Origin of the sequence: Micromonospora sp. Mcm103, from assembly GCF_024519755.1 — a bacterium.
Classification (GTDB): Bacteria; Actinomycetota; Actinomycetes; order Mycobacteriales; family Micromonosporaceae; genus Micromonospora; species Micromonospora aurantiaca.
This window is the reverse complement of record NZ_JALJRJ010000015.1, coordinates 124,541-147,605: the sequence shown is the minus strand read 5'-3', so window position 1 is coordinate 147,605 and position 23,065 is coordinate 124,541. Positions and strand designations below refer to the sequence as shown.

At 71.2% G+C, this 23,065-nt stretch carries 22 protein-coding genes, 1 tRNA gene and 1 pseudogene; 11 read left to right on the top strand and 13 right to left on the bottom strand.

The genetic code is table 11. The features are described 5' to 3' along the window. The first annotated feature begins 281 nt into the window (after positions 1-281). From OC439_RS19535 to OC439_RS30310, 7 genes and pseudogenes are all read left to right on the top strand, one after another. Positions 282-1,085, top strand: a complete 804-nt coding sequence (locus OC439_RS19535) for a class I SAM-dependent methyltransferase (RefSeq protein WP_262014667.1) — start codon at positions 282-284, stop codon at positions 1,083-1,085. A 130-nt stretch (positions 1,086-1,215) separates the two neighbouring features. Continuing rightward, positions 1,216-1,743 carry a Uma2 family endonuclease gene (locus OC439_RS19530; RefSeq protein WP_262014666.1) on the top strand — a complete coding sequence of 176 codons (528 nt, stop codon included), beginning with the start codon at positions 1,216-1,218 and terminating at the stop codon, positions 1,741-1,743. A gap of 41 nt (positions 1,744-1,784) precedes the next feature. Continuing rightward, on the top strand, positions 1,785-2,003 hold the full coding sequence (locus OC439_RS19525) for a DUF2945 domain-containing protein (RefSeq protein ID WP_262014665.1): 219 nt from the start codon (positions 1,785-1,787) through the stop codon (positions 2,001-2,003). Then, positions 1,990-2,337 (top strand): DUF3140 domain-containing protein, encoded by a 348-nt coding sequence (locus tag OC439_RS19520; RefSeq protein WP_073830920.1) that lies wholly within the window; start codon positions 1,990-1,992, stop codon positions 2,335-2,337. The genes OC439_RS19525 and OC439_RS19520 overlap by 14 nt, the downstream gene beginning before the upstream one ends. A gap of 41 nt (positions 2,338-2,378) precedes the next feature. Then, a complete protein-coding gene (locus tag OC439_RS19515; protein WP_262014664.1) occupies positions 2,379-3,245 on the top strand; it encodes a CPBP family intramembrane glutamic endopeptidase in 867 nt (288 codons plus the stop codon). Positions 3,246-3,285: 40 nt separating this feature from the next. Beyond that, positions 3,286-4,035, top strand: a complete 750-nt coding sequence (locus OC439_RS19510) for an SDR family NAD(P)-dependent oxidoreductase (protein WP_262014663.1) — start codon at positions 3,286-3,288, stop codon at positions 4,033-4,035. Beyond that, positions 3,995-4,099, top strand: a pseudogene (locus OC439_RS30310) (hypothetical protein); the annotation flags it as partial. The gene OC439_RS19510 and the pseudogene OC439_RS30310, both read left to right, overlap by 41 nt. Before the next feature lie 209 nt (positions 4,100-4,308). Here the strand turns inward: OC439_RS30310 and polA are convergent. From polA to OC439_RS19450, 11 genes are all read right to left on the bottom strand, one after another. Then, complete coding sequence (polA, locus tag OC439_RS19500; protein WP_262014662.1) at positions 4,309-7,008, bottom strand: DNA polymerase I; 2,700 nt, start codon at positions 7,006-7,008, stop codon at positions 4,309-4,311. A gap of 72 nt (positions 7,009-7,080) precedes the next feature. After that, positions 7,081-7,833 carry an amino acid ABC transporter ATP-binding protein gene (locus OC439_RS19495; RefSeq protein WP_262014696.1) on the bottom strand — a complete coding sequence of 251 codons (753 nt, stop codon included), beginning with the start codon at positions 7,831-7,833 and terminating at the stop codon, positions 7,081-7,083. Positions 7,834-7,886: 53 nt separating this feature from the next. Continuing rightward, complete coding sequence (locus tag OC439_RS19490) at positions 7,887-8,864, bottom strand: amino acid ABC transporter permease (protein WP_013287514.1); 978 nt, start codon at positions 8,862-8,864, stop codon at positions 7,887-7,889. Positions 8,865-8,868: 4 nt separating this feature from the next. Further along, positions 8,869-9,774, bottom strand: a complete 906-nt coding sequence (locus OC439_RS19485) for an ABC transporter substrate-binding protein (RefSeq protein ID WP_262014661.1) — start codon at positions 9,772-9,774, stop codon at positions 8,869-8,871. Between the two features lie 32 nt (positions 9,775-9,806). Beyond that, entirely contained in the window at positions 9,807-10,517 is a 711-nt protein-coding gene (locus tag OC439_RS19480) for an ABC transporter ATP-binding protein (RefSeq protein ID WP_262014660.1), read from the bottom strand. Further along, a complete protein-coding gene (locus tag OC439_RS19475) occupies positions 10,507-11,352 on the bottom strand; it encodes an ABC transporter ATP-binding protein (protein ID WP_047893879.1) in 846 nt (281 codons plus the stop codon). Before OC439_RS19475 ends, OC439_RS19480 begins: the two co-directional genes overlap by 11 nt. Beyond that, positions 11,345-12,484: a branched-chain amino acid ABC transporter permease gene (locus OC439_RS19470; protein WP_135241218.1), complete on the bottom strand. Its 1,140-nt coding sequence runs from the start codon at positions 12,482-12,484 to the stop codon at positions 11,345-11,347. Before OC439_RS19470 ends, OC439_RS19475 begins: the two co-directional genes overlap by 8 nt. After that, the gene (locus OC439_RS19465) at positions 12,481-13,431 is read right to left on the bottom strand and encodes a branched-chain amino acid ABC transporter permease (RefSeq protein ID WP_091420555.1); all 951 of its coding nucleotides are present in this window, start codon (positions 13,429-13,431) and stop codon (positions 12,481-12,483) included. Before OC439_RS19465 ends, OC439_RS19470 begins: the two co-directional genes overlap by 4 nt. 105 nt (positions 13,432-13,536) lie before the next feature. Then, entirely contained in the window at positions 13,537-14,697 is a 1,161-nt protein-coding gene (locus tag OC439_RS19460) for a branched-chain amino acid ABC transporter substrate-binding protein (protein WP_104114971.1), read from the bottom strand. A gap of 257 nt (positions 14,698-14,954) precedes the next feature. Further along, complete coding sequence (locus tag OC439_RS19455) at positions 14,955-16,172, bottom strand: hypothetical protein (RefSeq protein WP_262014659.1); 1,218 nt, start codon at positions 16,170-16,172, stop codon at positions 14,955-14,957. Positions 16,173-16,209: 37 nt separating this feature from the next. Further along, a complete protein-coding gene (locus OC439_RS19450; RefSeq protein ID WP_262014658.1) occupies positions 16,210-16,830 on the bottom strand; it encodes an ANTAR domain-containing response regulator in 621 nt (206 codons plus the stop codon). Between the two features lie 81 nt (positions 16,831-16,911). On the opposite strand from OC439_RS19450, the gene OC439_RS19445 reads away from it, so the two are divergent. Both OC439_RS19445 and OC439_RS19440 read left to right on the top strand, forming a co-directional pair. Next, positions 16,912-16,994, top strand: a tRNA-Leu gene (locus tag OC439_RS19445). 98 nt (positions 16,995-17,092) lie between these two features. Then, positions 17,093-17,776, top strand: a complete 684-nt coding sequence (locus OC439_RS19440; protein WP_262014657.1) for a transcriptional regulator — start codon at positions 17,093-17,095, stop codon at positions 17,774-17,776. 36 nt (positions 17,777-17,812) lie between these two features. Here the strand turns inward: OC439_RS19440 and OC439_RS19435 are convergent, their stop codons facing one another. Next, entirely contained in the window at positions 17,813-18,988 is a 1,176-nt protein-coding gene (locus tag OC439_RS19435; RefSeq protein ID WP_262014656.1) for a trans-sulfuration enzyme family protein, read from the bottom strand. 83 nt (positions 18,989-19,071) lie between these two features. On the opposite strand from OC439_RS19435, the gene OC439_RS19430 reads away from it, so the two are divergent. After that, positions 19,072-19,551, top strand: a complete 480-nt coding sequence (locus OC439_RS19430; protein WP_262014655.1) for an Lrp/AsnC family transcriptional regulator — start codon at positions 19,072-19,074, stop codon at positions 19,549-19,551. A 61-nt stretch (positions 19,552-19,612) separates the two neighbouring features. Then, a complete protein-coding gene (locus OC439_RS19425; protein ID WP_199733081.1) occupies positions 19,613-20,608 on the top strand; it encodes an LLM class flavin-dependent oxidoreductase in 996 nt (331 codons plus the stop codon). Positions 20,609-20,775: 167 nt separating this feature from the next. Here OC439_RS19425 and OC439_RS19420 read toward each other — a convergent pair whose 3' ends face one another. Then, positions 20,776-23,061: a cellulose binding domain-containing protein gene (locus OC439_RS19420; RefSeq protein WP_315985943.1), complete on the bottom strand. Its 2,286-nt coding sequence runs from the start codon at positions 23,059-23,061 to the stop codon at positions 20,776-20,778. Positions 23,062-23,065: the final 4 nt, after the last annotated feature.

Below are 23,065 nucleotides of genomic sequence, written 5' to 3'. Positions count from 1 at the left end.
ATCCGTCGCCGGGCACACCGAACGATCGACGCGAGAAGATCATTAGTGGCTCCGGTGACCGCGCACCTGCTCCCTGCCGAGGCACACGATCCGCGAGCGCATCGTCTAGCCTACCCGCTGCATTACCACAGCGTGCAAGCCCTCCCGGGTCCGTGCGAACTCATCCGCTGCGAAAGCGGAGATTTCGCGCGGTAAGGGGCCACAGCTGTCCCGTCCGTCACATCCGTCCCAACCGCCACCCCAACCGACCGGCCGGACGCCGCCGGACCTAGCGTGGACGGGTGGACGACGACAGGGTGACCCGCCGACGGGTCGACGCCGGGGAGATCCGCCGGGCGAACCGCGGATGGTGGGACACCGACGCCGACGCGTACCAGGCCGAGCACGGCGCGTTCCTCGGCGACGCCGACTTCGTCTGGTGCCCGGAGGGCCTGCGCGAGGCCGACGCCCGGCTGCTCGGCGACGTCGCCGGGCGGCGGATCCTCGAACTCGGCGCCGGGGCGGCCGCCGCCGCCCGCTGGCTCGCCGCCCAGGGCGCCCGGCCGGTCGCGCTGGACCTGTCCGCCGGCATGTTGCGGCACGCCGCCGAGGCCGCCCGGCGCACCGGGGTACGCGTGCCGCTGGTGCAGGCCGACGCGCTCGCCCTGCCGTTCGCCGACGCCGCGTTCGACACCGTCTGCACCGCGTTCGGCGCGATCCCGTTCGTGGACGACTCGGCGGCGGCGATGCGCGAGGTGGCCCGGGTGCTGCGGCCCGGCGGCCGATGGGTCTTCTCGGTCACCCACCCGATGCGCTGGATCTTCCTGGACGACCCGGGCGAGGGCGGGCTGACCGCCGTGCACTCGTACTTCGACCGCTCCCCCTACGTCGAGCAGGACGAACACGGCGTGGCCACGTACGTCGAGCAGCACCGCACCCTGGGCGACCGGATCCGGGAGCTGGTCGGCGCCGGGTTCCGCCTGCTGGACCTGGTGGAGCCGGAGTGGCCGGCCGGGCACGAGGGGATCTGGGGCCAGTGGAGCCCGCTGCGCGGCCGGCTGTTCCCCGGCACCGCGATCTTCGTCGCGGAGAAGCCGACGGGCTGAGCGCGTCGCACGTCCGGTGCGATCGGGCCGGCGGTAGCGCCCCCATACTGCCCGGGTGAGCGCCGAGCCGATCGCGACACCCTCCTCTCCATGGCGTCCGGACCCGCTTCGGCAACAGCGTGCCGACCACATGGTGGAGGATCTGCTGACGCTGCCGCCCGACGCACCCCGCGTCGAACTGGTCGACGGCATCATCCACGTGACGCCCTTGCCCACTCTCCACCACCAGGACATCGCCGGCCTGCTTACCCGGTGGCTGCGATCCCGCGTGCCTGCGCATCTACGTGCGACCCAGGCGGTGAGCGTCGGGCTGGACGTTGACGCCAGCCGCCGACCGGACGTCCTGCTCCACCGCGCCGAACTGCCGTCCGACTGCTGGCTGCTACGGCCTGCGGACGTCGTCCTGGCCGTCGAGATCGTCTCCCCAGGCACCCGGCGGGTCGACCGGTTCGCCAAGCCGGGCGAGTACGCCGCCGCCGGGATCCCGTTCTACTGGCGGATCGAGCAGGATCCGGTGCACCTCTACGCGTACCGCCTCGGTGACCGGATCGGTCCGGGCGGCGAGCGGCAGTACGAGCTGGTGGACGACAGCAGCGAGGTGATCGAGCTGTCCGAGCCCTTCGCGATCAAGCTGCCGATCGCCGAGATCCGACCCTGACCACACCGTTACTCGGTGTCGGCCGCGGGTAACCGCGCGGCATGGCCGAGAAGGAGTTCCGCACCGGCGACCACGTCTCCTGGGCCAGCCACAGCGGCCGGGCGTACGGCGTCGTCAAGGAGAAGCTGACCGAGCGCACCCACGTACGCGGGCACACGGTGAACGCCTCTCCGGAGCAGCCGCAGTACCGGATCACCAACGACGACTCGGGCCGCGACGTCGCCCACCGCCCGGAGGTGCTGCGCCATGAGTCGCGCTGAGGACCCGCAGCAGACGTACCGGGAGTTCACCGACGCGGTGAACATGAAGCCCGGTGAGCTGACCCGCTGGCTGGAGACCGAGGAGTCCAAGCACGTCGGCTGGCACAAGAAGGGCACCCAGGGCGGCGAGTCGGTCGGGCACGACTCCGGCCGGCGTATCGTCGACCTGCTGCGCCGCAAGCGCGCCGACCTCACCGCCGCCGACTACAAGCACATGCGCAAGGTGATCGGTTACGTCCACCGCCACCTCGCCCAGCGGCCGTCCGGGGACGTGCGGGACACCAGGTGGCGCTGGTCGCTGATGAACTGGGGGCACGACCCGCTCAAGAGCTGAGCCGCCCGGTCCGTTCGCGTCGCGTTGGTACCGTGCCGGCGATGACGACAGACGTCTCGACCGCAGGCCGTCATCCCCGCGCCGGACGGGTGGTCCTCCTGGCGGGCCTCGGCCTGATCGCCGTCGCGGCGCTCCTCCTGGTGACGACCGGGAACACCGGCATCCGGTACAGCACCGACCACGACGGCACCGTACCGATGTGGAGCCGCTGGACCCCGGCGCTGGCCGGGATCGCACTGATCCGCCTGATCCCGCCCGCGCCCGACCCGAGGTGGCCGGACCCGGTGGCGCCGTACCGCGAGGCGGTGCCGCTGCTGCTGGCCGGGATCGCGTTCGCCGCCGTGATGCCGCTGCTCGGCGGCGAACCCGCGTACACACTGGTGAAGCTCGCGCTGCTGCTCGGCGTACCCCTCGTGGTGTTCCTGGCCGCGCGCCGCCGGCAGCCACGGTGGGAGCCGGGCCCGGCCGCGACGGACGCCGCCCACCGCTGGGGTCCGGCGCTGCCGGTGGCGGTGTGGCTGGTGCTCAGTTACGCGACGCCGCTGGCCGCGCCCGCGAGCGACTGGGGGCGGACCGTCGCGCCGGTCGAGCTGGCCGTCACGCTGCTGGTGGCCTTCGCGGTGAACGCACTGCTGGAGGAGGTCTTCTACCGGCGGTGGCTGCAGACCCGGTGGGAGTCGCTGCTGGGCCGCTGGCCGGCGATCGTGCTCGCGTCGCTGGTGTGGGCGGTCTGGCACGTGGCCATCCAGGGCAGCGGCCGCCCCGCCGTCGACCTGGCCACTGTGGTGGTCAACCTCGGGGTGCTCGGCCTCTTCCTCGGCTACCTGTGGTCCCGGTACCGCCGGATGTGGCCGCTGCTGGTGGTGCACGGCGCGCTCAACGCGATGCCCACCCTGACCGGGCTCTGACTTGACCCTGCCGCCGGTGGCAGGGTCGGACGATGCCGGCATGGAGAACAGCACACCGCGCGTCGTCGTGGTCACCGGCGCGGGCACCGGCATCGGCCGGGCCACCGCACGCTCCCTCGCCACCTCCGGGTACGCCGTCGTCGCCGTCGGACGGCGCGCCGCGCCGCTGTCGGAGACCGCCGCCGGCAGGCCGGACATCACCCCGCTGACCGCCGACGTCACCGCGCCCGACGGGCCGGACCGGATCGTCCGCACCACGCTCGACCGGTACGGCCGCCTCGACGTCCTGGTCAACAACGCCGGGGTGGCGGGCGGCGGGCCGCTCGCGGAACTGGACGAGGACGCCGCCCGGCGGCAGCTGGACACGAACCTGCTGGCCCCGATCCGGCTGGCGCACGCCGCCGTCGAGGCGCTCGCCGCGACGTGCGGCGTGATCGTCAACGTCACCACGTCGGTCGGCCTGCGTGCCTGGCCGGGCAGTTCGGTGTACGCGGCGGGCAAGGCGGCGCTGGACTCGCTGACCCGCAGCTGGGCGGTGGAACTCGCGCCGCGCGGCGTCCGGGTGGTGGCGGTGGCGCCCGGCGCGATCGACACCCCCATCGGGGTGCACAGTGGCCTCTCCCCCGAGCGGCGCGCGGCGGTACGGGACTGGCAGCTCGCACACACCCCGGCGGGCCGGATCGGCCGGCCGGAGGACGTAGCCTGGGCGATCCGGCGGCTGTGCGAGCCGGAGGCGGAGTTCGTCACCGGTGTGGTGCTGCCGGTGGACGGGGGCGCGGTGGTCGCGTGAGAGGGCGGTGGCGGCGGTGCGGATCGGCGCGGTGGCGAAGGCGACGGGCTGCACACCGCGTGCCCTGCGGCACTACGAGGAACACGGGCTCATCGCCTCGGCCGCGACCGCCTGGCCGCCGCCCTCCAGGCCGCGGCCACTCCGGCCGCGCCCGCGCCCTCACCCGCTTCCCTTCAGTGATCAAGGAGTTCGTGTCCCGATTCGGGCCCCGGGAGGACACAAACTCCTTGATCACCCGCAGGCCGGCGGGCCGGACGGGGTGGGGCGGGGAGGTCAGTGGTCGGCGCTGTTCCAGTCGCGGCCCTCGCCCACCGACACCTCCAGCGGCACCGACAGCGGGTACGCCTCGCCCATCTGCTTGCGCACCAACGCCTCCAACGCCTCCCGCTCGCCCGGGGCGACCTCGAAGACCAGCTCGTCGTGCACCTGCAGCAGCATCCGGGACCGCAGCCCGGCGTCGCGCAGCGCGCTGTCGACGTGCAGCATCGCGACCTTGATGATGTCGGCCGCCGAGCCCTGGATCGGGGCGTTCAGCGCCATCCGCTCGGCCATCTCCCGGCGCTGCCGGTTGTCGCTTACCAGGTCGGGCAGGTAGCGGCGGCGGCCCAGGATGGTGGAGGTGTAGCCGTCCTGGCGGGCGCGGGCCACCACTTCCTGGAGGTAGTCGCGCACCCCGCCGAACCCGGCGAAGTAGTTCTCCATCAGCCCGCGCGCCTCCTCGGCGGAGATGCCGAGCTGCTGGGACAGGCCGAACGCGCTGAGCCCGTACGCCAGGCCGTAGTTCATCGCCTTGATCTTGCGGCGCTGGTCGGCGGTCACGTCGCCGACCTCGACGGTGAAGACCGAGGACGCGGTGGCGGCGTGGAAGTCGTGCCCGGAGTTGAACGCCTCGATCAGCGCGTCGTCCGACGACAGGTGCGCCATGATCCGCATCTCGATCTGGCTGTAGTCGGCGGTGAGCAGACACTCGTAGCCCTCACCGACGACGAACGCGCGGCGGATCCGCCGCCCCTCCTCGGTGCGGATCGGGATGTTCTGCAGGTTCGGCTCGGTGGAGGACAGCCGCCCGGTCGCCGCCACCGTCTGGTTGAACGTGGTGTGGATCCGGCCGTCGTCGGAGACCGACTTGAGCAGCCCGTCGACTGTCGACTTGAGCTTCGCCACGTCGCGGTGGCGCAGCAGGTGGTGCAGCAGCGGATGCTCGGTCTGCGCGAACAGCCACTGCAGCGCGTCGGCGTCTGTGGTGTAGCCGGTCTTGATCCGCTTGGTCTTGGGCAGACCCAGCTCGGTGAAGAGGATCTCCTGCAACTGCTTCGGCGACCCGAGGTTGAACTCGCGGCCGACCACTTCGTAGGCGCCCTGGGCGGCGGCCTTCACCTCGGCGGCGAAGTGCGCCTCCAGCTCGGAGAGGTAGTCGGTGTCGGCGGCGATGCCGGTGCGCTCCATGGTGGCGAGCACCCGCATCAGCGGCAGCTCCACGCCGGCCATCAGCCGGGCCGACTGCTCGCCGTCGCGGGACAGCTCGGCGTCGATCGCGTCGGCCAGGTCGAGCGTGGCGCGGGCCTGGAGCATGAGGTTCTGCTCGGCGACGCCCTCGTCGCCGAGCCCGTCCAGGGTGAGCTGACCGGTCTCCGGCGCGTCGACGCGCAGCTCCCGGTGCAGGTAGCGCAGCGCCAGGTCGGTCAGGTCGTACGAACGCTGGTCGGGGCGGGCCAGGTAGGCGGCGATCTGGGTGTCGCGGGCGATGCCGTGCAGCTCCCAGCCGTGCGCGGCGAACGCCAGCACCACCGGCTTGCTGTCGTGCAGCACCTTCGGGCGCTCCGCGTCGGCCAGCCACCCGGCCAGCGCGGCCTCGTCGCCGGCCTCCAGCCGGCTCGGGTCGAACCAGGCGCCCGCCCCGGCGGCGGTGGCCAGCGCCATCGCGGTAACCGTGGCGGTGTGCCGGCGGTTGGGGCCGGTGTCGAGCGTCACCGCCAGGCCGACCGGTGCGCCCGCCGGGGCGTGCGTGTCGAGCCAGCCCGCGAGCGCGCCCGGCTCGGTGAGCACCTCGCCGGCCAGATCGAAGCCCGCCTCGGCCTCCGGCTCGACCGCCTCCAGGTATTGGTAGAGCCGGTCACGCAGGATGCGGAACTGGAGCGTGTCGAAGACCTGGTGCACCGCTTCGCGGTCCCAGCCCTGCCAGCGGGCGTCCTCGGGGCGGACCGGCAGCTCCAGGTCGGAGACCAGGCAGTTGATCTCGTAGTTGCGGATCACGTCGGCGAGCCGCTCGCGCAGGCTGTCGCCGGCCTTGCCCTTGATCTCGTCGGCGCGGGCCACCACGCCCTCGACGCCGCCGTACAGATTGATCCACTTGGCCGCGGTCTTCGGGCCGACGCCGGGCACGCCCGGCAGGTTGTCGCTGGTCTCGCCGACCAGCGCGGCCAGGTCGCGGTAGCGATCAGGGGTGACGCCGTACTTCGCCTCGACCGCGGCCGGGTCCATCCGGGCCAGGTCGGAGACGCCCTTGCGCGGGTAGAGCACCGTCACCCGCTCGCCGACGAGCTGGAACGCGTCCCGGTCGCCGGTGGTGATCAGCACGTCCATGCCCTGGTCGCGGGCCTGCCAGGCGAGCGTGGCGATGACGTCGTCGGCCTCGTAGCCCTCCTTCTCGACCACCGGCACGCGCAGCGCGGCGAGGACCTCCTTGACCAGGCTGACCTGACCCTTGAAGTCGGTGGGGGTCTCGCTGCGGCCGGCCTTGTACTCGGAGTACTTCTCGGTACGGAAGGAGCGGCGGGACACGTCGAACGCCACGACGATGTGCGTCGGCTGCTCGTCGCGCAGCACGTTGATCAGCATCGAGGTGAAGCCGTAGACGGCATTCGTCGGCTGCCCCGTGGTGGTGGAGAAGTTCTCCACAGGCAGGGCGAAGAACGCCCGGTATGCCAGGGAATGTCCGTCGACGAGGAGCAGGCGCGGCGTCGTAGCTGTCACGGCTGCGACTCTAGTCCGTACGCCCGACAACTCCGGCCTCCGGTGCGGCGCGCGCCGCACCGGAGGCCGAGGTCAGAGAACCTTGGCCAGGAACGCCTTGGTCCGCTCGTGCTGCGGCGCCGAGATCACCTCGCGCGGGTCGCCCTGCTCGACCACGACGCCGCCGTCCATGAACACGAGGTGGTCGCCGACCTCGCGGGCGAAGCCGATCTCGTGGGTCACCACGATCATCGTCATACCGTCGCGGGCCAGGTCCTTCATCGTGTCCAGCACCTCGCCCACCAGCTCCGGGTCGAGCGCGCTGGTCGGCTCGTCGAACAGCATCAGCTTCGGCCGCATGGCCAGCGCCCGGGCGATCGCCACCCGCTGCTGCTGGCCGCCGGAGAGCTGACCGGGGTACGCGCCGAGCTTGTCGCCCAGTCCCACCCGGTCCAGCAGTTGCGCGGCGTGCTCCCGGGCCTGCGCCTTCTTCGCCTGGCGCAGCAGCACCGGCGCCTCCATGACGTTCTGCAGCACCGTCATGTGCGGGAACAGGTTGAACCGCTGGAACACCATGCCGATGGCGCGGCGCTGCGCGGCGACGTCCTTGTCGCGCATCTCGTACAGCTTGCCGCCGCGCTCCCGGTAGCCGATCAGGTCACCGTCGACCCAGATCCGGCCGGCGTCGATCTTCTCCAGGTGGTTGATGCAGCGCAGGAACGTCGACTTGCCGGAGCCGGAGGGCCCGAGCAGACAGCACACCTCGCCGGAGCGGACCTCCAGGTCGATGCCCTTGAGCACCTCCAGCGGCCCGAACGACTTGTGCACCTGCTCGGCCCGCACCATCAGCCCGGACTCGGCAGCCGGCGCGGTGGCCTGCGCGGGCACGATCAGCTCGCTCACTTCACCACCCCCGCGCCGCCGCCGGCCTCGGCAGTCATCCCCCGCAGCTTCAGCCGGGCCCGTCCGGTCACGCCGTAGCCCTTGCCGAAGTGGCGTTCCAGGTAGTACTGCCCGACGAGCAGGATGCTGGTCAGGAACAGGTACCACAGGCAGGCCGCGACGTACATCGGAAAGATCTGGAACGTCCGTTTGCCGACCGCGTCGAGCTGGAAGAACAGCTCCACGCTCACCGGCACGTAGAGCAGCAGGGACGTGTCCTTGAGCATGGCGATGGTCTCGTTGCCGGTCGGCGGGATGATCACCCGCATCGCCTGCGGCAGCACCACCCGGCGCAGCAACTGGGCACGGCTCAGGCCGAGTGCCTGGGCGGCCTCGGTCTGGCCGGGGTCGACCGACTGGATGCCGGCCCGGACGATCTCCGCCATGTACGCGGCCTCGGAGAGCGCGAGGCCGAGCAGACCGGCCATGAACCCGGTGAGGATGTCGCGGGAGGAGAACCCGAACAGCCGCAGTTGCAGGTTGTCGATGCCGAACAGCTGACCGATCTGGGTGTCGAACGGCACCCCGAACTCGACCCGGCTCCACAGGATGCCGATGTTGCCGAAAACGGCCAGCAGCACCAGCCGGGGCACGGCCCGGAAGAACCAGGTGTAGAGCCAGGCCACGCCGCGCAGGATCGGATTGTCCGACAGCCGCATCACGGCGATCACCACGCCGAGCGTGACGCCGATCAGCATCGCGCTGACGGTCATCAGGACGGTGCCGCGCAGCAGGCCCTCGATGATCGGCGGCCGGAACATCTTGTCGACCATGAAGGACCAGTTGAAGGCCTCATTGGTCACCAGCAGGTGGACGAACATCGCCGCGAGGACGGAGAGCACCGCCACCGCGACCCATCGTCCGGGGTGCCGCACGGGCACGGCCTTGATCGGTTCCGGCCGTGCCCGCGCGGTTGTCGCTTCCTCGGTGGTCATGTCGTCACGGGTTGATCGCGGGGTCCGTGATCGCGCCGTCTCCCACCTTCCACTTGTCCAGCACCTGCTTGTAGGAGCCGTCGGCGATCACGGCCTTGGTGGCGTCACGCACCGCCTCGGCCAGCTGCGTCTGCTCCTTGGCCAGCACGTAGCCGTACGGCGCCGCCTCGTACTGCTTGTCCAGCAGCTCCAGGGCGTCGTTGGACTTCGTCACCGCGTACACGCCGACCGGGTAGTCGGCCAGCATCGCGTCGTCCTTGCCGGACACGACGGCGGCGGTGGCGGCGTCCTGACCCGGGAACTGGTCGATGGTGATCGCCGGCTTGCCCGCATCGGTGCACGCCTTGGACCGCTTCTGGATGTCCTCGACCTGGACCGTGTCCTTCTGCACCGCGATCTTCTTGCCGCAGGCGTTGTCCAGCGCGATCCCGGCCGGGTTGCCCTTCTTGGTCACCCACTGCGTGCCGACCTGGAAGTAGCTGACCATGTTGGCCTGGCCCTTGCGCTCGTCGTTGATGGTGAACGACGAGACGCCCGCCTCGTACTTGCCCGAGTTGACGCCGTTGATGATGTCGCCGAACGGCGCCGAGACGAACTCCGCCTTGAGGCCCAGCTTGGCCGCCACCGCGGTGAACAGCTCGACGTCGAAGCCGATCACGGTCTTGCCGTCGGTGTCCAGGAACTCCGCAGGGGCGTAGGTGGAGTCGGTGCCCACCACGATCTTGCCGTCCGACTTGATCGCGTCCGGGACCTTCGCGGCCAGCGCGGCGTCGACCGACGACGCGACGCTGGGACCGCCGCCGGGCTGGTCGGTGCTCTCCTCCTCGCCGCACGCGGCGAGGGAGAGCAGCAGGACGGCCGCACCGGCGACGCCGAGCGCCGCCCGCCGTCCGGGGTTGGGGTGGAACATGGCTGTACTCCTTATTGCGAGGGGTCGGTCGGTCAGGCCACGCCGAGGTAGGCCTCTTTGACCGAGGGGTCGTGCAGCAGGTCCGCGCCGGTGCCGCTCTTGACGATCCGGCCGGTCTCCAGCACGTACGCCCGGTGGGCGCGCGCCAGCGCCTGCTGGGCGTTCTGCTCCACCAGCAGGATCGTGGTGCCCTGCTGGTTGATCTCCGTGATGATCGTGAAGATCTGCTGGATCAGCATCGGCGCGAGACCCATCGACGGCTCGTCGAGCAGCAGCAGCTTCGGCCGGCTCATCAGCGCCCGGCCGACCGCCAGCATCTGCTGCTCACCGCCGGAGAGCGTGCCGCCGGCCTGCTTGCGCCGCTCGGCCAGCCGCGGGAACAGGTCCAGCACCCGGGCCAGGTCCTGCGCGATACCGGCCTTGTCGCGCCGGGTGTACGCGCCCATGTCCAGGTTCTCCAGCACCGACATGCCGGGGAAGATGCCCCGGCCCTCGGGCGCCTGGCACAGCCCGCGCCGCACCCGCAGGTCGGCCCGGAGCTTGGTGATGTCCTCACCGGCGAACTTGATCGTGCCGGAGGCGACCGGCCGGATGCCGGAGATCGCCCGCATGGTGGTGGACTTGCCGGCGCCGTTCGCGCCGATCAGCGCGACGATCTCCCCCTCGTCCACGGTCAGGCTGATGCCGTGCAGCGCCTGGATCCGCCCGTAGAGCAGGCTCACGTCCTCGATCTCAAGCAGCATCGTCCGGCACCCCCAGGTACGCCGCGACCACCTTCGGGTTGTCCCGCACCTCGGCGGGCAGCCCTTCGGCGATCTTCTTTCCGAACTCCAGGACCACGATCCGGTCGGTCACGCCCATCACCAGGCGCATGTCGTGCTCGATCAGCAGCACCGTCACGCCCTGGTCCCGGATCTGCCGGATGAGCTGGAGCAGCTCCTCCTTCTCCGCCGGGTTGAAGCCGGCGGCCGGCTCGTCCAGGCAGAGCAGCTTCGGGTCGGTGGCCAGCGCGCGGGCGATCTCCAGCCGCCGCTGCTCGCCGTAGGACAGGTTGCGGGCGAACTCGTGCATCCGGTTGCTGATGCCGACGAACTCCAGCAGGCGCTCGGCCTTCTCCCGGCCCTCGCGCTCCTCCTTCCAGTGCCGCGGCAGGCGCAGCAGGGCGGAGATCACGCTGGTCTTATGGTGCGCGTCCGCGCCGACCTGGACGTTCTCCAGCGCGGTCATCTCCGGGAAGAGACGGATGTTCTGGAAGGTACGGGCCATGCCCATCCGGGTGATCTGGTGGCGCTTCTTGCCACTGATCTTCTGGCCCAGGAACCGGATCTGCCCCTCGGTGGGCTGGTAGATGCCGGTCATCGCGTTGAAGCAGGTGGTCTTGCCGGCGCCGTTCGGGCCGATCAGGCCGAGGATCTCACCCTTGTAGAGGGTGAAGTCCACGTCGTTGAGGGCCACCACACCGCCGAAGCGCAGCGTGACGTGGTCGACCTCCAGCAACGGCTCCCGCTTGTCGACCGTCTCGACGGCGGGGGCCGCCGCCTGGGCCGGAACGGCCGGGGTCTGCTCGGTGTCACTCACCGACGATCACCTCCTTGCGGCGGTCCTTGAACTCCGCCGCTCGTCGCCGGTTCGGGATCAGGCCCTGCGGCCGGAAGATCATCATCACCACGAGCACCAGGCCGAAGAAGAGGAACCGGTACTCGTACAGCTCGATGCCGAACAGCTCGATGCCGCGGAACCGCTCGATCATGTACGCCACCAGGCCGCCGCCGACGATCGCGCCGACGATGTTGCCCGAGCCGCCGAAGATGACAGCGGCCAGGATGATGATCGAGTTGAGCAGCTCGAAGTTCTGCGAGTTGACGAAGTTCTGCTTACCGGCGAACAGCGCACCGGCCAGGCCGGCGATGGCCGCGCCGGAGGCGAACGCCCACAGCTTGAACTTGAACGTCGGCACGCCCATCAGCTGGGCGGCGTCCTCGTCCTCGCGGATCGAGATCCAGGCCCGGCCGACCCGGCTGTGGGTCAGGTTCCGCACCCCGATCACCACCAGGATGATCAGCGTGAGCACCAGCCAGTAGTACGGGCGGGCGTCGAGCACGCCGAACCACGGCCGGCCGTCGGCGTACTCGCCGGGCGGGTGCGGGATCTGGTTGAAGCCGCGCTGTCCCTTGAGGAACTCGGAGCTGACCGCCGCGATCCGGATCATCTCGGCGAAGCCGAGCGTCACCAGCGCCAGGTAGTCGCCGCGCAGGCGCAGCGTCGGCGTACCGAGCATGACGCCGGAGACCATGGTCAGGCCGATCGCGATCGGCACCACCGCCAGCCACGGCCACAGCGTCTTGAGGTCGCTGCTCGGCGAGGTCAGCACCGCCACCGTGTACGCGCCGACGGCGAAGAAGCCGAAGTAGCCGAGGTCGAGCAGGCCGGCGAAGCCGACCACGATGTTGAGCCCGACCGCCAGCAGCACGTAGATCGAGACCGTGAACATCACCTGGGTGAAGTTCGCTCCCGGGGTCGGGATCGGCCCGAGGTACTGGTAGAACTCCTTGTTCGGCAGCGCGTAGAAGAACGCGATGACCGCGACCAGCAGCACCCAGCGCACCCAGCGCGGCGCGTGGTGCCAGCGCTCCGAGATCGCGTGCCGGCCCTGCCGCAGCTTGTCCGCCGCCGTCTCCCGCCGCTCCGGCGGGTCGATGGTGGTCGTCATGCGCGTGCCCTCCCCAGTGATTCGCCGAGCAGACCGGTCGGCCGGAACATCAGCAGGACGACGAGCACCGCGAACGCGGCGAAGTCCTTCCACTGACTGCCGAACAGGCCTGCGGCGTAGTTCTCCACGACGCCGAGCAGCAACCCGCCGACGAGCGCGCCGCGCAGGTTGCCGATACCACCGAGCACCGCCGCGGTGAACGCCTTGAGGCCCAGCAGGAAGCCGACGCTGTAGGTGAGCGTCTGGATCCGCACGTCGTAGAGCAGGCCCGCGACGCCGGCCATGGTGCCACCGGCGATGAAGACCATCAGGATGATGCGGTCCTTGTTGACGCCCATCAGGGCCGCCGTGTTGGCGTCCTGGGCCACCGCCCGGATGCCGCGGCCGGTACGGCTGCGGTTGATGAACTGGTCCAGCGCGAACATCATCACCAGCGCGGAACCGATAGTGAGCAGCTGCACCGCGTCGATCGGCACCCCGGCGATGTGGAACAGCGGCTCCGAGCTGACCAGGATCGGCGCACCCTCCGGCCGCCGCCGGGTGTAGACGCCGAACGCCTCGGAGATGGCGATCGAGGCACCGATGGCGGTGATGAGGAACGCCAGCGGCGGCGCGTTGCGCTTGCGCAGCGGCCGGTACGCCACCCGTTCGATCACCGTCGCGGTGCCCGCCGAGGCGATCGCTGCCACGATCATCGCCACCAGCAGGTAGAACAGGATCGAGCCGATGCCGCTGACCTGCGAGTTCTGGTCGAGTCCGAAGCCGTTCCAGGTCCAGATCGCGGCGAACGCGCCGGCGATGAAGACCTCGGAGTGGGCGAAGTTGATGAGCCTTAGCACGCCGTACACGAGCGTGTAGCCGAGCGCGACCAGGGCGTAGATGGCGCCCTGCGTCAAGCCGGTCGTGGTGAGTTCCCCGAAGTTGGAGAACAATCCGTCGAAGTCCAAGGGAGGGACGCTCCGTCGCTCAAGAGAAAAAGAGGGTGCGGCCGGGAGCCAGCTCCCGGCCGCACCCGCGATCACTACTCAATCGCCAGTCCAGCGATCGAACGATCAGGACTTGGGGATCTCCTGGTCCGGGACGACCTTGCCGCCCTGCACCTTGAACGCCCAGACCTTGACCTGCGCCGGGTCGAGCTCGCCGCCCTCGACGAACTTGTAGCTGGCGGCAACGCCCTCGCCGCTGTAGCCCTTCACGAACTCCAGCAGGTCGGCGCGGCTGCTCTTGCCGGCCTTGATGCCCGCCAGCAGGATGTTCGCCGCGTCGTAGGCGGTGTCGCTGTAGGTGCCCGGGTCGGTGCCGTTGAGCGCCTTGAAGTCGGCGGCGAAGGTGCCGCGCGCCTCGGTGGACGGAGCGCAGGGGCAGGTGAGGATGGTGCCCTCGGCGGCAGCCGCACCGGCGGAGGTGATGTACGCGCCGTCGTTCACGCCGTCACCGGCGACCAGCGGAGCGGTGACCCCGGCAGCGGTGAGCTGCTTGCGGATCAGGCCGGCCTCCTGGTAGTAGCCGCCGTAGAAGACCGCCTTCACGTTGGCGGCCTTGACCTTGGTGACCACACCGGAGAACTCGGTCTGCTTGCCCTCGCCCTGGACCTTGTCGCTGCCCACGACCGAGGCGCCGAGGACCTTCTTGACCTCGTCGGCCAGGCCGGCGCCGTACGCGGACTGGTCGTCGATGACGTAGACCCGGTCGGCCTTCATCACGTTCTTGATGTAGTTACCGGCGGCGGGGCCCTGGCTCAGGTCGTTGCCGACCGCGCGGAAGAAGGTCTTCCAACCCTGCTCGGCGAGGCTGGGACGGGTCGCGGAGGGGGTGATGGTGACCAGGCCGGCCTCGTTGAACAGCGGGCCGGCGGCCTCGGACTCGCCCGAGTAGGCCGGACCCACGACACCCAGGATCTTGGTGTCGTCGATCGCCTTCTGGGCCAGACCCGGCGCCTGGTCCGGGCTGCCCTGCGAGTCGAGCTCGGCGAGCTCGACCTTGCAGTCCGGGTTCTCCTTGTTGTACTTGTCGACGGCCAGCTTGACGCCGTTCTTCTCGTTGATGCCCAGCGCGGCCGAGCTACCGGTCAGCGCGCCGAAGAAAGCGATCTTGCTCCCGCAGGCGCTGCCCCCGGAACCCTCATCGTCGCTGCCGCTGGAACAAGCGGTGCCACCGGCGACGAGCGCCAGCATGGCGACCCCGCCGATCACGCGTGCGAGCTTCTGCCTCAAGGCCCGAACCCTCCTCCGTCCATGATCCGAACCACCCGCCGCTGATTGGCCCTTGCGGGGTGGACGAACCAAGACCGTCGTCGCCGGTCTGGGGCGGGACGTTATCCCACCGTGAGCGGTGGCGTAAGACCTGGAAAGCGGGGTTGACCGAACCGTTACACGCCGTGGCGGATTCAAGCCCATCGGCGTAAGAACCGAAGGCGGGCAAAGGCTTTCGCCGACTATTCCTCGGTAACGAGCCATACCCTCCCCACCCGCTACCGATCGACGGTTGACAACGCCCCCCACCAGGCACGGGATGTTTTCCCGTCATCGGCGACCACGAGCAGCCGGTCGTCGCGGACCGCCACCGCCAGCGCCGCGTCGCCCCCGTCCGGCACCGGCACCGGCGTGATCACCGGAAGCCACGACGCGCCGCCGTCACGCGACATCCAGAGCCGTCGCTGAGCCCCGTCCCCGGTCACCGCGACGAGCCGCCCACCGGACGCCGCGAGCGCGTCCACCGACGACACCCCGGGGCCCGCCGAGCCGAACCCGCCGACCCGCCGCCACCCCTGCGCCGCACCCGCCGAACCGGCGGACGGCGAACCGCAGTCGTCGCACCCGCGCCACACCGCGAAGCGGTCACCCACCGGACCGACCGCCACCGGCCCGCCGTCGGCCGACACCACCCGCTCGGCCGCCCCGGCGGCACCCGCCGGCACCGGCAGGACCACCCGCCGCCACACCCGGCCGTCGGCCGAGAACCACGCGAGCGGCGTCCGGGCCGTACCGCCGGGCGGCAGCAACGACCCCACCACCAGCCAGCCCGACCCCACCGCCGCCACGTCGTACGCCGCCGTCCGGCCCCGGCCGTCGCCGGCCAGCTCCGCGACGCCCTCGCGCAGGACGAACCCCTCGGCGTCCGGCGACGACCACACCGCCGCGCCGTCCGCGCGCGCCCCGGCCACCAGCCAGCCGCCCGGCCCGGCCGCCAGCCGCGACGCGCTCACCGCGCGCGGGCCGCCGAACAACTCGAACGCCGCCGGCACCTCCCGCAACGGCCCGCCCGGACGCCACACCCACGTCCCGGTACGCGGATTGCCGTGCACGCCACCGGTCTTCGCGCCCAGCGCCGCCATCCCGTCGTCGCGGCACGCCACCGCGTAGAGCACGTGCTGGCGGCCGTAGAACGTCTGCGCGCGCACCGGAACCGGCGACCAGGTCACGCCGTCCGATGAGAACCACGCCGCCGGTCGGGTCTCCCCCGCCGGATCGACCAGCCCGCCCACCACGTACCACCGGCCGGCGCACCGCGCGGCGTCACGCAGCACCGGACGTCCGGCGGCGCCGGCAGGAAGGGCCAGCTCGACGGGCTGCCACTGCGGGCGTACCGGAGCGGGCTCGGGCAGCGGTCGCGGGGTGGCGTGACAGGCCGCCAGGAGCAGCACGGCGGCAGCGGCGACGAGGGCCGGCCGGACGCGCGCGGATGACATGCATCCGATCCTATCGATCGGACGCCTTCCGGAAAGGTCAGGACGCGGGCTGCTCCACCTCGCCGCCGGCGGTCTCGGCGAGGATCCGCTCGGCGACCTCCTTCATGGTCATCCGGTGGTCCATCGCGGTGCGCTGGATCCACTTGAACGCCTGCGGCTCGGACATGCCGTACGTCGTCATCAGCGCGCCCTTGGCGCGCTCCACGGTCTTGCGGATCTCCAGCCGGTCGGTGAGGCCGGCCACCTCCGACTCCAGCGCGGCGATCTCCGAGTAGCGGGACAGCGCGATCTCCACCGCCGGCACCAGGTCGCTCTTCTGGAACGGCTTGACCAGGTACGCCATCGCGCCCGCCGCCCGCGCCCGCTCCACCAGGTCACGCTGGCTGAACGCGGTCAGGATGATCACCGGGGCGATGCGCGCGCCGGCGATCCGCTCGGCGGCGGCCAGCCCGTCCATGATCGGCATCTTGATGTCGAGGATGACCAGATCCGGCTTGAGCTCCTCGGCGAGCTTGACGGCGGTCTCGCCGTCACCGGCCTCGCCGACCACCTCGTAGCCCTCTTCGACAAGCATCTCGGCCAGGTCCAGCCGGATGAGCGCCTCGTCCTCGGCGATCAGAACGCGCTTGCGCTCGGCGTCCGCCTGCATCTCGCCCACGAGCCACTCCCACCATCGATCCCGGCACGGTCACCACACATGCTCCCGCATGAGCCTAGTCGGGTACAGTTACCGCACCCCGCCGGGATGGTGGAACGGCATACACGGAAGTCTCAAACACTTCTGCCCGAAAGGGCTTGCGGGTTCGAATCCCGCTCCCGGCACTCTTGTCATACATGTGTTCGAGGATGCTGCTGTGCATCCTCCCGAAATGCGGGCACGAGCCCGCGCCCTTCGCGCCCAGGGTCACAACATCCGTTCGGTGGCCCGCAGCCTGTCCCTGCCCTACACCACGGTCTGGCACTGGTGCGTCGACCGACCAGAGCCAGCGATCTTCGGAAGCGCCGTCCGCTGCTTCCGGTGCCGCCCCAATCCGGACGCCCCACCCGACCATGCCTCCTACGCCTACCTGCTCGGGCTCTATCTTGGTGACGGACACCTGGTCACCACGGACCGGACGCCGGTGCTCCGCATCTACTGTGCCGACGCCTGGCCGAGCCTGATCGAGAAGTGCGACGCAGCGATGCGGGCGGTGTTGGCCAACAAGGTGCAGCGCATCCAGAAGCGCGGCTGTGTCGCCATACAGAGCACAGCACTCCACTGGCCGTGCCTGTTCCCCCAGCACGGACCGGGCAAGAAACACGAGCGCCCGATCGTCCTGGCCGCCTGGCAGCGGAGCATCGTCGAGGACCACCCGGGCGACTTCCTGCGGGGCCTCTTCCACTCCGACGGCTGCCGCTTCACCAACCGGGTCGTCGTTCGCGGGAAGGAATACGTCTATCCCCGCTACATGTTCTCCAACCGCTCCACCGACATCATGGCGCTGTGCCAGTGGTCCCTCGACCTGCTCGGCATCGCGTGGCGGATGAATCTGCCGTGGTCCCTGTCAGTCGCCCGCCGGGAGGCGGTCACCGCCCTCGACCGGCATGTGGGCCCGAAGTCGTGACCCGGCGACGGCGCGCGGGACAGCGGCCGGGCGGCGTCAGATCCGCGACAGCGCCCGTGCGAGATCCGCCCGCAGGTCCTCCGGGTCCTCCAGGCCGACCGAGACGCGCAGCAGCCCGCCGCAGGGCTTCGCGTCGCCCTCGACCGGCCGGTGGGTGAGCGAGGCCGGGTGCTGGATCAGCGTGTCGACGCCGCCGAGCGACACCGCGTGCGTGATCAGCTCGCAGGCGCCGGCGACCTCGGCCGCGGCGGGCGCGCCGCCGCGCACCTCGAAGGCGAGCAGGCTGCCGGTGCCGGACATCTGCCGGCCGACCAGCCCGGCCGGGTCGTGCAGCGACGGGTGGTGGACGCGCTCGACGGCGGGGTGCCCGGCGAGCCAGGCGGCGAGCTTCTCCGCGCCGGCCTGCTGGGCGCGGACGCGCAGCGGGAGGGTCTGGATGCCGCGGTGCAGCAGGTACGCGCCGAGCGGGTGCAGGACGGCGCCGGTGACGGCACGGACCTGGCGCAGCCGGGCGGCCCACTCGGGTCCGCAGGCGACGACGCCGGCGAGGACGTCGCCGTGGCCGCCGATGCTCTTGGTGGCGCTGTGCAGCACGAGCGCGGCGCCGTGGCGGGCGGGCTGCTGGAGCACCGGAGTGGCGACGGTGTTGTCGACGAGCAGCGGGACGTCACCGGCGGCCTCGGCGAGCGCGGCGATGTCGACCAGGTCGAGGCTCGGGTTCGCCGGCGTCTCGACCACCACGATGGCCGTGTCGGGGCGGATCGCGGCGGCCACGTCGGCGGTGGTGGCCCAGGTGACCTCGGTGCCGAGCAGGCCCGTGGCGAGGACGTGGTCGGTGCCGCCGTAGAGGGGACGGACGGCGACGACGTGCCGCTTGCCGTCGCGGGTGGCGGCGAGCAGGGTGGCGGTGAGCGCGGCCATGCCGCTGGCGAACGCGACGGCTTCGGCGGTGCCTTCGAGCTGGGCGAGCGCGGTCTCGAACCGGGCCACTGTGGGGTTCCAGAGGCGCTGGTAGACGGCGCTGCCGCCGGCCGGGAGGGTGCCGCCGGTGGCGAGCGTCTCGTAGTCGTCACCGCCGCCGGCCACCGAGGGCAGCGGGTTGGTGGTGGACAGGTCGATCGGCGGGACGTGGACGCCGAGCCCGGCGAGGTCGGCGCGCCCGGCGTGTACGGCTGCGGTGTCCACGGAAGTCATACCGGAACTGTCGAACATGACGATAGTGGGAGGCAATAGCAGCGAAGAAGATTCTGTTAATCACGCTTTCGCTCGGCGGTGATTCGGTGAAGGATGGTCACATGCCTGCCGCACCGAATGATGTACGGCCGTTCGCCGGCCTGGACGACATCGACCGCGCCATTCTCACCGAGCTGACTGCGGACGGCCGGCTGCCGAACAACGCGCTGGCCGAGCGGGTGGGGGTGGCGCCGTCGACGTGTCTGACGCGTACCCGGGCGCTGCGGGAGTGCGGGGCGATCCGCGGGTTCCACGCCGAGGTGGACCCGGCGGCGGTGGGTCTGCCGTTGCAGGCGCTGGTGTCGGTGCGGCTGACGGCGCACGAGCGGGCCGCCGTGGACGCGTTCCGGGCCCGGTCGGTGCGGCTACCAGGGGTGGTGTCGGTGTTCCACGTGGCGGGCGCGGAGGACTACGTGCTGCACGTGCGGGCCGCCTCCGGTGACGCGCTGCGGGACTTCGTCCTCGATCATCTCGCAGTCGATCCGGCGGTGCAGCACACGCAGACCAGCCTGATCTTCGAGCAGGCGCGGGGTATGGGGTAGCGCACCCGGCGGAACAATTCCGGCACGTCGCCTGTTGCACCTCCCTGTGATCGACGTACCCATGTCTGTTCTTGATCTTGCCCCGGTGGCGGCGACCGGCAGTGCCGGTGAGGCGCTGCGGTACACCACGGAGCTGGCCCGCCGCACCGAGGAGCTGGGCTACCGCCGGTTCTGGGTGGCCGAGCACCACAACATGCCCGCGATCGCGAGTTCCGCGCCGGCGGTGCTGCTCGCGCACCTGGCGGCGAACACCAGCACGATCCGGCTCGGTTCGGGCGGGGTGATGCTGCCCAACCACGCGCCGCTGGTGGTGGCCGAGCAGTTCGGCACCCTGGAGGCGCTGCACCCGGGCCGGATCGACCTGGGCATCGGCCGGGCTCCGGGCACCGACCAGGTGACCGCGCTGGCGTTGCGCCGCACCATGGAGGGCCTGTCCGCGGAGCACTTCCCGCGTGAGCTGGCCGACCTGATGAACTACTTCTCCGGCGCCGAGCCGGGCCCGATCACCGCGACACCGGGCCGCGGCCAGTCGCCGCAGGTGTGGCTGCTCGGGTCCAGCGGGTTCAGCGCGCAGCTGGCCGGCCTGCTGGGGCTGCCGTTCTCGTTCGCGCACCACTTCAGCTCGCAGAACACGATCCCGGCGTTGCAGCTCTACCGGCAGAACTTCCGGCCGTCGCAGTGGCTGGACCGGCCGTACGCGATGGTGGCGGTGAACGCGGTCTGCGCGGAGACCGACGAGCGGGCCGAGTGGCTGGCCGGGCCGGCCGGGCTGTCGTTCCTGAAGCTGCGGTCGGGGCGGCCGGAGCCGCTGGTCACGCCGGAGGAGGCGGCGGCGTACCCGTACTCGGAGTTCGAGCGGGAGTTCGTCGCCCAGCGCCGCGACGGCCAGGCGACCGGGTCGCCGGAGACGGTGGCCCGGCAGCTCGGTGAGTTGCTGGAGCGCACCGGCGCGGACGAGCTGATGCTCACCACGATGGTCTATGACGTGGCGGACCGGGTCCGCTCGTTCGAGCTGATCGCCGAGAAGGTGGCGGGCGGGCTGCGCCGGGAGGGCTGAAACACGCTCTTCATAGCCACGTCACCGCACCGTCGCGTGGGACGCATAACTTTGTCCCCGGTGGTGGTACGGCATTCCCGGTCGGGACGGGTCGGGAATGCTGCGGTGTGGTGCACCGGGTCGCCGGCGGAGCGGATTCCGCGGCCGGCGACCCGGTGCCTGCCGTTTCAGCGCAGGTAGATGTTCGGCGCGGGTGGGGTGCTCATGCCGTCGCCCAGGTGGAAGCCCGGGTGCGGCGGCTGGTTGTAGGCGGTGTTCTGCCAGGCCACTGCCACCCGGTACTGCGGGTCGTGCATCAGCGTCGGCAGGCGCAGACCGGTGGTCACCGGCGTGCTGTAGATCCGGAGCGCGGTGCTGTCGGAGGTGCGCCACACGACCTCCTCCCGCCAGTCACCGAGCAGGTCCGCCGAGAGCGCCGGGGTGGACTTGGTGCCGTTGTTCGAGGCGACGCCGCTGCCGGTGAGCAGCCGGGTCTCGCCGCCGGTGCCGTACTTGTCGATCTTCGTGGCGTCGAGCAGCTCGCGGACCGGGTCGCCGTCCCACCAGATCAGGAAGTTCGCCGACGACGGCTTGCGCCCGACGTTCTGGCCCCGGGTGTTGAGCAGCCCGTCGACCGCCGACGACCAGGACTCGGCACCCGGGCTACCCGCCCAGACGTCGCCGGAGACGCCGCGGCCGTTGTCGCCGTTCGGCGCGGTCTGCCAGATGATCTGCCCGGTACGCGCGTCGGCCATCCAGGAACTGGGCTTGCTGCCGTCCTCGTCGACCTTGAACACCTCCAGACCGGAGCGGGACGGGTCGAGGTCGCCGACGTGCAGGGCGTCGCCGTGGCCGTTGCCGGTGGAGTACAGCAGCCGGCCGTTGTCGTCGATGGTGGCGGCGCCGTACACGATCTCCTGGCGGCCGTCGTTGTCCACGTCGGCCACGGAGAGCTGGTGGTTGCCCTGGCCGGCGGCGGCGCCGTTGCCGGAGGCGTTCGAGTCGAACGTCCAGCGCTTGCGCAGCGTGCCGTCGCGGAAGTCCCAGGCCGCGACGACGGCCCGGGTGTAGTAGCCGCGCGCCATGATCAGCGAGGGGCGCTGCCCGTCCAGGTACGCGGTGCCGGCGAGGAACCGGTCGACCCGGTTGCCGTACGAGTCGCCCCAGGAGGAGACGGTGCCGCGCGGCGGGTCGTAGTCGACAGTGGACAACGCCGCGCCGGTGCGGCCGTCGAACATGGTCAGGTACTCCGGGCCGGCGAGCACGTAGCCGCTGGAGTTGCGGTGGTCGGCCGAGCCGTTCCCGATCACCTGGCCGGTGCCGGAGCGGGTGCCGTCGGCGGTCTTCACGGCCACCTCGGCATCCCCGTCACCGTCGTAGTCGTACACCTGGAACTGGGTGTAGTGGGCGCCGGCGCGGATGTTGCGACCCAGGTCGACGCGCCACAGCCGGGTGCCGGTGAGCGTGTACGCGTCGACGTAGACGTTGCCGGTGTAGCCGGACTGCGAGTTGTCCTTGGCGTTCGACGGGTCCCACTTGAGCACGAACTCGTAGCGGCCGTCGCCGTCGAGGTCACCGACGCTCGCGTCGTTCGCCGCGTAGCTGTACCCCTCCCCCGACGGGGTGGTGCCGCCGGGCGGGGGCTGGATCGGCACGTCCAGGTAACCGTTGGCGAACTGGAGCGCCGGGGCGGACGCCGCCTGCTCGGCGCCGTTCACCACGGCCCGCACGGTGTACGCCGATCCGGCCGCCGCGCCGCTGTCCAGGTACGTGGTGGCGCCGGTGATCGGGCTGCCGTTGACCTTGGTGCCGCCCCGGTACAGGTTGAACGAAACCCCGGTGGTCTCGGTGCCGAGCAGCCGCCAGGAGACCAGGTTCCCGCTGCCGGAGCGGACGCTGATCAGCCCTCGGTCGAGGTCCTCCATCTGCTTCGCGCCGGCCGGCGGCGTGGTCGGCGGCGGCGTGGTGGGCGGAGGTGTGGTCGGCGGCGGGGTCGTGGGCGGAGGTGTGGTGGACGGTGGCGGGGTCGTCGGTGGCGCGCTGGTGGACGGCGCGCCGGTGCAGGCGGTGCCGTTGAGCGTGAAGGCGGCCGGAACCGGGTTCGACGCGTCGTTCCACGAGCCGTTGAAGCCGAAGTTCGCGGTGCCGCCGGTGCCGATGGCCGCGTTGTAGCCGGCGTCGCGGGCGCTCACCTGCGCGCCGGACTGGCTGACCGTCGCGTTCCACGCCTGGACGACCTGCTGGCCGGCGGCGAAGCTCCAGCCGAGGGTCCAGCCGTTGACCGGGTCGCCGAGGTTCGTCACTGTCACGTCGGCGCCGAAGCCGCCGCTCCACTGGTTGGTGATCCGGTAGTCGACCCGGCAGGCGGCGGCCGCCGCCGCAGCGGTCATCGTGGTGAGCGCGCCGGCCGACAGGGTGACCGCCGAAGCCGCGGCGAGCAGCGCGATCCGGCGGCGGGGGGTAATGAGGTGCACGGGG